Raw genomic sequence first — 7,992 nt, 5'->3', positions numbered from 1 at the left:
GAATTCCCGCACCAGGCCGCGCAGCGTGAAGGGCTTCTCCGTGCAGCGCCGGCGCAGCCACTCGGCATGCGCGCCGGCGATCTTCTTCGGCTTGTGCCCACCCATCTGGCCGGGCGCCACACTGCCCGTCTCATGGTGGCGCTGCAGCCATTTGACCGCCGTGCTCACCGCAACCCCGAAGCGCTCCGCCGCCTGATGGCGCGACAGCCCGCCCTCAAGCACCGCCGCAACCACCCGCTCGCGCAGATCCATCGAATAAGGTCGACCCATCCATGCTGGCCTCCGTCTCCAGCCAGCATGTTGAATCAGATTGGCGCCTCCGATGGAATCCTCTTCCGATTCTGCCGAACTTCATCCCGCTCTAGTTTCCATGGATCGTTAGGCGCCTGCCCTTTGCCCCTGACGACGCCGGCCTGGCGGTCGGTCAGGTTGAGGCGCACGGCGTGGCCCTTGAAGCGGTGAACTCGGCCTTTGCGCTGTTCGAGGTCCACCGGGTTACCCGGCAGGTTCCAGTGATAGACGCGATAGCAATAGGGATGGAAATCCAGCCCCTCCTGGCCGACCGACTTGGTGGCGAGAACGAACGGCCGGAACGGCGAGTTGAACGCATCGCGCACGCCTCCGAGCCGGGCGACGGCGCCATCCTCGTCCTTGTAGTCGGCGAGCCGCATTGCGAAGCGTCCGCGCATCTGGAATTTGCTGATGGCGAGGGCCTCCCCATCGACATGCACGTCATCGACATCGATCTGCACGGGCGGATGGCCAAGGCCTGGGCCATGGCGCGCGCGACGCCGAGGGCGCGTTCCTCGGCGGCGGGCTCCGAGACCTTCGGCATCGACAAGGTAGTGGGCGTATTCGTCCAGGACGGCCTGTATGCGTCGGGCAAAGGCATTGGCCATCGGAACTTCAACCGATATCTGCGGGACGGCGACGAGATCCGGCAGGCGGTTTCGATCGTGGCCGAGGCGTATGCGAAGGCTGACCAGAAATAGGAGGCCTCCCGCTAGCCCAGCCTCCGCCGCACATACCCCGCCGAGACGGCCTTGGCGACCTCGGCTGCAATCTCCTGCTGCCCCCGGATCAGCCCCGAGATCGCCCGCCTCACGTCCCCGCCGGCAGCCTCGAGCACCTCGTCGACCGCCCGCTCGATCTCGTCGCCGTCGTCCCGCCTTGCCGCCGCGTCTGCCATGTCCGCCTCCTGAGTCCCGCGGCTAGAATCGCACGAATGGGCATCGCCGCGGAGTCTTTTGTTCCTCTTTTGTTCTCACTATCATCCGGTGATGACGAGGACCGTTCGCGATCTCAACGACGCCGCCCGATTTCGCCTATACGTCGTCATCGAGTGCGGCGGCTGCGGACGAAAGGTGCGGCTGTCGGCATGCGAGCTGCGGCAACTTGTGCCCGGCTATCTCGACGTCAGAGTAGGGATAGAAGCTTTCCGACGACTTCGGGTCGGCTCCCCCGCACCCGCGGGAATCGACCACGTTCGACCGAACGGTCACGCTGACTTCCCTGGCTCCCCTGGACCTTGTCGCCGGATCGTGCGCTCGGTTTCAGCTCGTCGCGAGCAATCACCGGTCCGCCCCGAGTTGATCAGCGCTTCAAAGCCGGCAGTCTCCCTGCGTGAAGGGGCTCCACGCCGGGAGGCATCCGAAAACCTCAGAAGAACGAACCCACAGGATCTTTTGGCGATGCCGACCGTGGTACTGTGCTTATCCATTGGTCTATTGCATACAGTCACCAGCGTGGCATCACCGGCACCGAGACGCTCGTAACGCGGGGCCCCAGCGCTGGCGCGTGTTCGGAGGTTGTGTCGTTGTGACCAGACGAATGGTTACGCTCTTCGATGTCGCCGCGCACGCGGGCGTGTCTCATCAGACCGTTTCGCGGGTCGTCAACGACAAGCCGGGCGTCGCAGAGGCAACGCGGGATCTGGTTTGGTCCATCGTGCGAGAGCTGGGCTATCAGCCCAATGAAACGGCCCGACAGCTCGTCAGCAACCGCTCCAAGACGATCGGCCTGATCGCCTATGCGACCGAGCATTCGGTCCCGGCGACGACCCTGGTGATGATCGACCAGACCGCGCGCGAGAACGGCTATCGCGTCATCCTGGCCAGTCTTTCGAGCCTCGACCTCGAGACCATCAGCACGGCCGTTCACGATCTGCGGGCCCACGGCGTCGCGGGATTGGTCTTCAACGTCTCGATCGCCCTGGATCTCGCCGTGCTGCGAAGGCACCTTCTTGGTTTGCCGGCGGTGTTTATGGACATGGCAGGATCGCAGTCCTGCACCACCATCATGTCGGAGCATGCCGAAGGCATGCGGGCGATGGCCCTCCATCTGATTCGCCTCGGGCATCGCCATGTGGCCTATATCGCCGGACCCGATGGCTGGTCGGCAAGCCAGCAGCGGTACGCCGGTTGGCAGGCGGCAATGCGCGAGAGCGGCCTGAGCAGCGATCTCATGGTCAAGACCGACTGGACGGCTCGCAGTGGCTACGAGGCGATGCAGCGGCTGCTCGAACAGAGGTCGGAGCGATATTTCAGCGGCATCCTCGCGTCCAATGACGATCTGGCTCTCGGTGCGATCAAGGCGGCGAAAGAGGCGGGGCTGTCGGTGCCGGACGATCTCAGCATCTGTGGTTTCGAGAACATGTCAATGTCGGCATTCACCGATCCGCCGATCGATACGGTCCGCCTCAACTTCCGAAGCGTGATCGAGAAGGGGTTTTCCTTGCTGCTGGGCCAAATTCATAAGCCGAACGCCGACGGGCATCATGTCGAGGTTCCGGTCGAGCTGATCATCAGGGGCAGCTCAGGACGCTGCCGGACCCCACCCAGCGTTTGAGCGCGCCAGCGTCAGTCCGCCTCCACCTCCGCCAGTCCGCCGGCCGGTCGCCGGGTCCGGCTCCTCTGGTGATGATGCCTATTTTTTATTCAACTACGGCTATTGATATTTATATGCACATCGGTAGGGTGAGGCCGTCGCCAACGCTCATCAGAAGAAGGTTCGCTCGATCGGCCCCTTAGGAACGTTTCATCGATTACCGCTAATGTTAACGTTAACAATGACGGGCAGCCTTGGAATCCTTCCCATCCGTTCGTCCATTCATTGACCAGAGAGGGGCCATGGGCTCCACCAGGAGAGAACATGCGTCGACGCACGCTTTTGAAGTCCATGGGAGCCCTTGGCGGGGCGGCGCTGGTACCGGCCTTTGCCATGCCGTTCCGCTCGGCATCCGCTCAGGAAAGCCTCGCCAAGATCGCCTATCAGCTGAGCTGGGTGAAGAACTTCCAGTTCGCGGGCGAATATATCGCCGATCACAAGGGCTATTTCCGCGACAACGGCCTTGACGTGGATCTGCTGGCCGGCGGTCCGAACATCGCGATGGATCCGGTGGTGGCATCCGGCAAGGCGCTGATTGCGCAGAGCGCGCCGGATTTCACGGCCAACGCCAATAGTCAGGGGGCCAATCTCAAGATCATCGGGGCGAACTACCAAAAGAGCCCCTATGCCATGATCTCCCGGGCAGACCGACCCCTGCAAGGCCCGCAGGACATGATCGGCAAGAAGATCGGCATCCAGGCCAACAATCTCGTGCTTTGGAATGCCTTCCTCGCGCTGAATGGGATCGATCCCACATCGATCAACGTCGTTCCGGCCCAGCATGACTTCACGCCGCTGGTTTCGGGCGAACTCGACGGGTTCTTCGGCTATTCGAACGACGACGTCATTCAACTGCGGGCGAAGGGAAACGACGTTCACTACTTCCTTTTTGCCGACCACGGCTACAAGCTCTTCACCGCCACCTACACCGTGCGCGAGGAGTCGCTGGCCGATCCCGAGCAGCGCGCCCATATCGCTGCCTTCATGAGGGCCGCAATCAAGGGCTGGCAGGATGCCATCGAGGATCCCGCGCTGGCGGCCAAGCTGACGGTCGAGGTCTACGGCAAGGGGAACGGGCTGAACGAGGAGGCGCAGAAGCAGTCTGCCGCCGCCACGAACGAGCTGATGGTCAACGAAGCGACCAAGGAGCACGGCCTGTTCTGGATGACCGACGAAGCCGTTCAGGAGACGATTGCGACGCTGTCGGCTGCCGATGTGACGGCCACGCCCGATCTCTTCACCAACGAAATCCTTGCCGAAGCCTTGGACGGCAAGACCCAGCTTTGAATCCAGCGGGCCCTTGGTCCGAGATGGCGAAGGCGTGCCGGCGATGCAGCGCCGGCGTGTCGCCCTATTGCGGGCCGAGCATCCTCTCGGACCCGCCGACATCCCGGCGCGCGAGGTTCGGCGCCTCTTGAATGAAGGAACAGACAATGGCTGCGAATGTACAGAGTTTCGACGTGTGGAGCCGGACGAAGACGCGAAGGGGGTTTGCCGTCGACGAGCTTCGCTCCGTGCTGCAGAAGTCCATTCGCAGGGGCTGGCTGGAAAGCGCGATCCTGGCAGCCTACGAACTCTATGACAACGGGCCGGAGACCGAGGAGCTGCTGTGGCGACGGCTGGAGATCATCGCGACCGAGGACGTCGGCTACGGCATGCGCGATGCGCCGGCCGTCATCGAGGCGATCAACCAGCAGCGGCAGCGGATGGATGATCGCGGCGATCGCTGGATCTTCTCGGCGCATGCGGTCCGCCTGCTGACGGAGGCCAAAAAGGATCGCACCAGCATGGAACTCGCCATGTGGGCGCGTGGCGTGACCGAGAGCGGCGAACGCACCGTCGAGGTGCAGGACTGGATGGTCGACTATCACACCAGCCGCGGCGATGCGATGGGCCGCGACGCCGAGCATTGGTGGAGCCAGGGCGGCGCCCAGCTCGACAACCAGATCGAGGGGCTTCCGACCAAGTACGGCGCCTATCTTCGCGCTCAGCATGACAAGGCCCAGGCCGCAAAGGGCTGACACGGGAAGCTGCACCATGGCCGCCGACGGACCTTCTTCTGCATCCGATCATCCCGGTGCTCCGGCGGCCTCGCCGGAGACCGGTATCATGCTCTGGGGCGTGAACAAGGAGTTCACCAGCCGCGCCGGGACCGTGGCGGCACTCGACAACGTGCATCTGAACTCGCCGGCAGGATCGTTCCTGTCTCTGCTAGGGCCATCCGGTTGCGGCAAATCGACGATCCTGCGCATCCTTGCCGACCTCGAGGAGCCTTCGGCCGGACGGGCGCTGGTGCACAATCGGACGCCGGCGGTGGCACGCCGCCGTCACGAGACCGGTATCGCCTTTCAGGATGCGGCGCTGCTGCCCTGGCGTTCGGTGGCGGACAACATCCGTCTGCCCACCGAGCTTGCGGGGCGGCGAGCCTCGGCCGGCGAGATTGCCGATCTGATCAAGCTGGTTGGCCTGTCGGGCTTCGAGAACGCTCGGCCGGCCCAGCTCTCGGGGGGCATGCGCCAACGCGCCGCCATCGCACGCGCGCTGATCACCGAGCCGAAGACGCTGCTGCTGGACGAGCCATTCGGCGCGCTTGACGACATGATGCGCCAGAGGCTGAACCTTGGGCTTCAGGCCATCTGGATGGAACGTCCGACGACAACGTTGCTGGTGACGCACTCGATCGAGGAGGCCGTCTTCCTGTCCGACACCGTGGCGGTGATGAGCGCCAGGCCGGGCCGCATCGTAGAGACCCTGGCCATCGATCTGCCGCGACCGCGACGACCCGAGATGATGCGCACGAGCGCGTTTCATGCCTTGTGCGATCGTTTCAGCGAAATTCTGTTCGGCCAGGGCGATACGCCGGCAGAGGGGGACATGTGACGGCGCTTGCGATCCGGATGTCCGCGCGCACGGCCCATCGATGGCGGTCGGCATTGACGAGTGCGGTGGGGGTCTTCGCCTTCATCGGGGGATGGCAGATCGTCGCTGGCGGCCTGTTTACGGGAAATGGCACCATTCCGACGCCGAGCGGGATCGTGGCACAGATCCTCGATGACGGCCTGTGGTTTTATCTTTCGCTCTCCATGGAGACGTTCCGCTCCGCCGTCCAAGGCTATTTGTGGGGCAATGGGTTCGCCATCCTGCTCGCGATGGTGGTCGTCCTGGTCCCGGCGCTGCAGAACACGATCCTTCTGATCGGCGTCGTCTCCTACTGCATGCCAATCGTCGCCATCGGCCCGGTGCTGGTGGTGGTGCTGTCGGGTTCCGAACCGAAGGTCGTGCTTGCGGCCCTATCCGTGTTTTTCACCACGCTGCTCGGCGCCGTCGCCGGCCTGCGCAGTAGCGACCGCACGGCGCTGGATCTGGTGCATGCGTTCGGGGGGGACAGCCTGGCTGCGCTTCTCAAGGTTCGCATCCATTCGGCCCTGCCGAGCCTGTTTGCGGCGCTGCGCATCGCGGCTCCGGCGGCCGTGCTGGGCGCCATCGTCGCCGAATACATGGGAGCCGAGTACGGTCTCGGCGTCGCCATCATCAACGCCCAGCAGGCGATGGAGGTGAACCGGACGTGGGCCGTCGCTCTCGCGGCCACGGCCTTGGCGGGGGTCGGCTACGGGCTGGCGTCGCTCGCCGCCGCCATCTTGACGCCATGGGCACGCGACGTGCGCACCGACCTCGCCGTCACGGGCCCGCCGCGCAAGCGGCGCGGCCCGACGCGGACCGCTCTCCTTGCTCTCGCGCGCCTCACCTTCTCCATCGGCTGCATCCTGGCGGTCTGGCAGGCGACGCTCTGGCTTCTCGGCGTACCCAAGTTCATCGGCAAGGGGCCGGCAGACGTCTGGGTCTATTTGACCGATCCCGTCTCCTTCGCGCAGCGGTGGGCGCTGCTCTGGACGGAATCGCTGATCCTGTTGCGCGACGCCTCGCTGGGTCTGGTGTCGGGGACCCTGGCGGCGCTCGTTGTTTCCATCCTCTTCAATCTATGGCCGACGCTGCAGCGGGCTTTTCTGGGCTTGGCGATCGCGTTGCGTGCCATTCCGTTGGTGGCGATGACGCCGATCATCGTGCTGGTCTTTGGCCGCAACCTGGTCACCATCACCGTGATCGGCGGCGTGATCACGTTTTTTCCCACGCTGGTGAACGTGACGCTGGCGCTCGCCCAGGCGTCGCGCCAGGCGACGGACCTGGTGCATGTCTATGGGGGAACGCGCTGGCACCAGCTCTGGAAGGTGCAGATACCGAGCGCCCTGCCGGCCCTGTTCACCTCGCTGCGCATCGCCGCGCCGCTGGCCACGACCGGCGCCATGATGGCCGCCTGGCTCGCGACCGGCAAAGGGCTGGGCTACGCGCTGGTGACGGCCGGGACCGTCTCCGACTACACCGGCCTGTGGAGCCGGGTGGCGTTGGTGACGACCTTTTCGATCATTCTCTATCAGGTTCTGGAATGGCTGGAACAGCTCGTTCTCGGCCGAATGTCCGGCCGCTGATGCCGGTCGCCGCCACGTCCCAGGGACTCCCCTCGACAACCACCAGCAGGACAGGAACAATGGCCGCAGACCCCGCCACGCGCGATTTTGTCTTCAATCACACGATGATCCGGGTTTGCGACGCCCGTGCGTCGCTCGATTTCTACACCCGCATCCTCGGTTTTGCGCTCATCGAGCACCAGGATTTTTCCGAGGCGGGATTCAGCCTGTATTTTCTCGCGTTGGGCGTGGATGTCGAGGCGATGCCCGCCGACGAAGCCGAGCGCAGCCGGTGGCGGAAGTCGATCCCCGGCGTTCTCGAGCTCACCCACAATCACGGCACGGAAGAGCAGGCGGAATTTCGCTACCACGACGGCAACGCCGAACCGCGCGGCTTTGGCCACATCTGTCTTTCTGTGCCTGACGTGGTGGCCGCCTGTGAGCGGTTCGAGGCGCTGGGCGTGACCTTCCAGAAACGCCTGACCGACGGTCGCATGAAGGGCATTGCCTTCGTCCGCGATCCTGACGGTTATTGGATCGAGATCATTCAGCCCACGCCGCTGGCCGGCTGAAGGCCCGCCACCGACGCACCGTCGACGATACGGTCCCACCGTGCGATCGGCCGGATGTCCATTCAGGGAAA

At 64.3% G+C, this 7,992-nt stretch carries 10 protein-coding genes; 7 read left to right on the top strand and 3 right to left on the bottom strand.

Annotation, left to right across the window (positions count from 1 at the left end):
• On the bottom strand, positions 1-270 hold a 270-nt coding region (locus B5D38_RS13440), incomplete at its 3' end, for a helix-turn-helix domain-containing protein (protein WP_131829926.1).
• Between the two features lie 35 nt (positions 271-305).
• On the bottom strand, positions 306-731 hold the full coding sequence (locus B5D38_RS13435) for a helicase C-terminal domain-containing protein (RefSeq protein ID WP_207552949.1): 426 nt from the start codon (positions 729-731) through the stop codon (positions 306-308).
• Here B5D38_RS13435 and B5D38_RS22395 point away from each other — a divergent pair.
• A complete protein-coding gene (locus B5D38_RS22395; protein WP_207552948.1) occupies positions 726-992 on the top strand; it encodes a hypothetical protein in 267 nt (88 codons plus the stop codon). The genes B5D38_RS13435 and B5D38_RS22395 overlap by 6 nt on opposite strands.
• Positions 993-1,003: 11 nt before the next feature.
• Here B5D38_RS22395 and B5D38_RS13430 read toward each other — a convergent pair whose 3' ends face one another.
• Positions 1,004-1,189 (bottom strand): hypothetical protein, encoded by a 186-nt coding sequence (locus B5D38_RS13430; protein ID WP_078708928.1) that lies wholly within the window; start codon positions 1,187-1,189, stop codon positions 1,004-1,006.
• Between the two features lie 629 nt (positions 1,190-1,818).
• On the opposite strand from B5D38_RS13430, the gene B5D38_RS13425 reads away from it, so the two are divergent.
• The 6 genes from B5D38_RS13425 (at position 1,819) to gloA (ending at position 7,921) form a co-directional block, all read left to right on the top strand.
• Positions 1,819-2,847, top strand: a complete 1,029-nt coding sequence (locus B5D38_RS13425; protein WP_131829925.1) for a LacI family DNA-binding transcriptional regulator — start codon at positions 1,819-1,821, stop codon at positions 2,845-2,847.
• A 303-nt stretch (positions 2,848-3,150) separates the two neighbouring features.
• Entirely contained in the window at positions 3,151-4,173 is a 1,023-nt protein-coding gene (locus tag B5D38_RS13420; protein ID WP_078708926.1) for an ABC transporter substrate-binding protein, read from the top strand.
• Between the two features lie 146 nt (positions 4,174-4,319).
• Positions 4,320-4,907 carry an AAA family ATPase gene (locus tag B5D38_RS13415; protein ID WP_078708925.1) on the top strand — a complete coding sequence of 196 codons (588 nt, stop codon included), beginning with the start codon at positions 4,320-4,322 and terminating at the stop codon, positions 4,905-4,907.
• A gap of 16 nt (positions 4,908-4,923) precedes the next feature.
• Positions 4,924-5,766, top strand: coding sequence for an ABC transporter ATP-binding protein (locus B5D38_RS13410; protein WP_078708924.1), 843 nt, complete (start codon positions 4,924-4,926; stop codon positions 5,764-5,766).
• Positions 5,767-5,819: 53 nt separating this feature from the next.
• Positions 5,820-7,370 carry an ABC transporter permease gene (locus tag B5D38_RS13405; protein ID WP_165690862.1) on the top strand — a complete coding sequence of 517 codons (1,551 nt, stop codon included), beginning with the start codon at positions 5,820-5,822 and terminating at the stop codon, positions 7,368-7,370.
• 59 nt (positions 7,371-7,429) lie between these two features.
• Positions 7,430-7,921: a lactoylglutathione lyase gene (gene gloA, locus B5D38_RS13400; RefSeq protein ID WP_078708922.1), complete on the top strand. Its 492-nt coding sequence runs from the start codon at positions 7,430-7,432 to the stop codon at positions 7,919-7,921.
• Positions 7,922-7,992: the final 71 nt, after the last annotated feature.

Origin of the sequence: Consotaella salsifontis (assembly GCF_900167365.1) — a bacterium.
In the GTDB taxonomy this organism is placed as follows: domain Bacteria; phylum Pseudomonadota; class Alphaproteobacteria; order Rhizobiales; family Rhizobiaceae; genus Consotaella; species Consotaella salsifontis.
The sequence above is the reverse complement of the archived record's forward strand: the minus strand, read 5'-3'. Positions and strand labels throughout refer to the sequence as shown.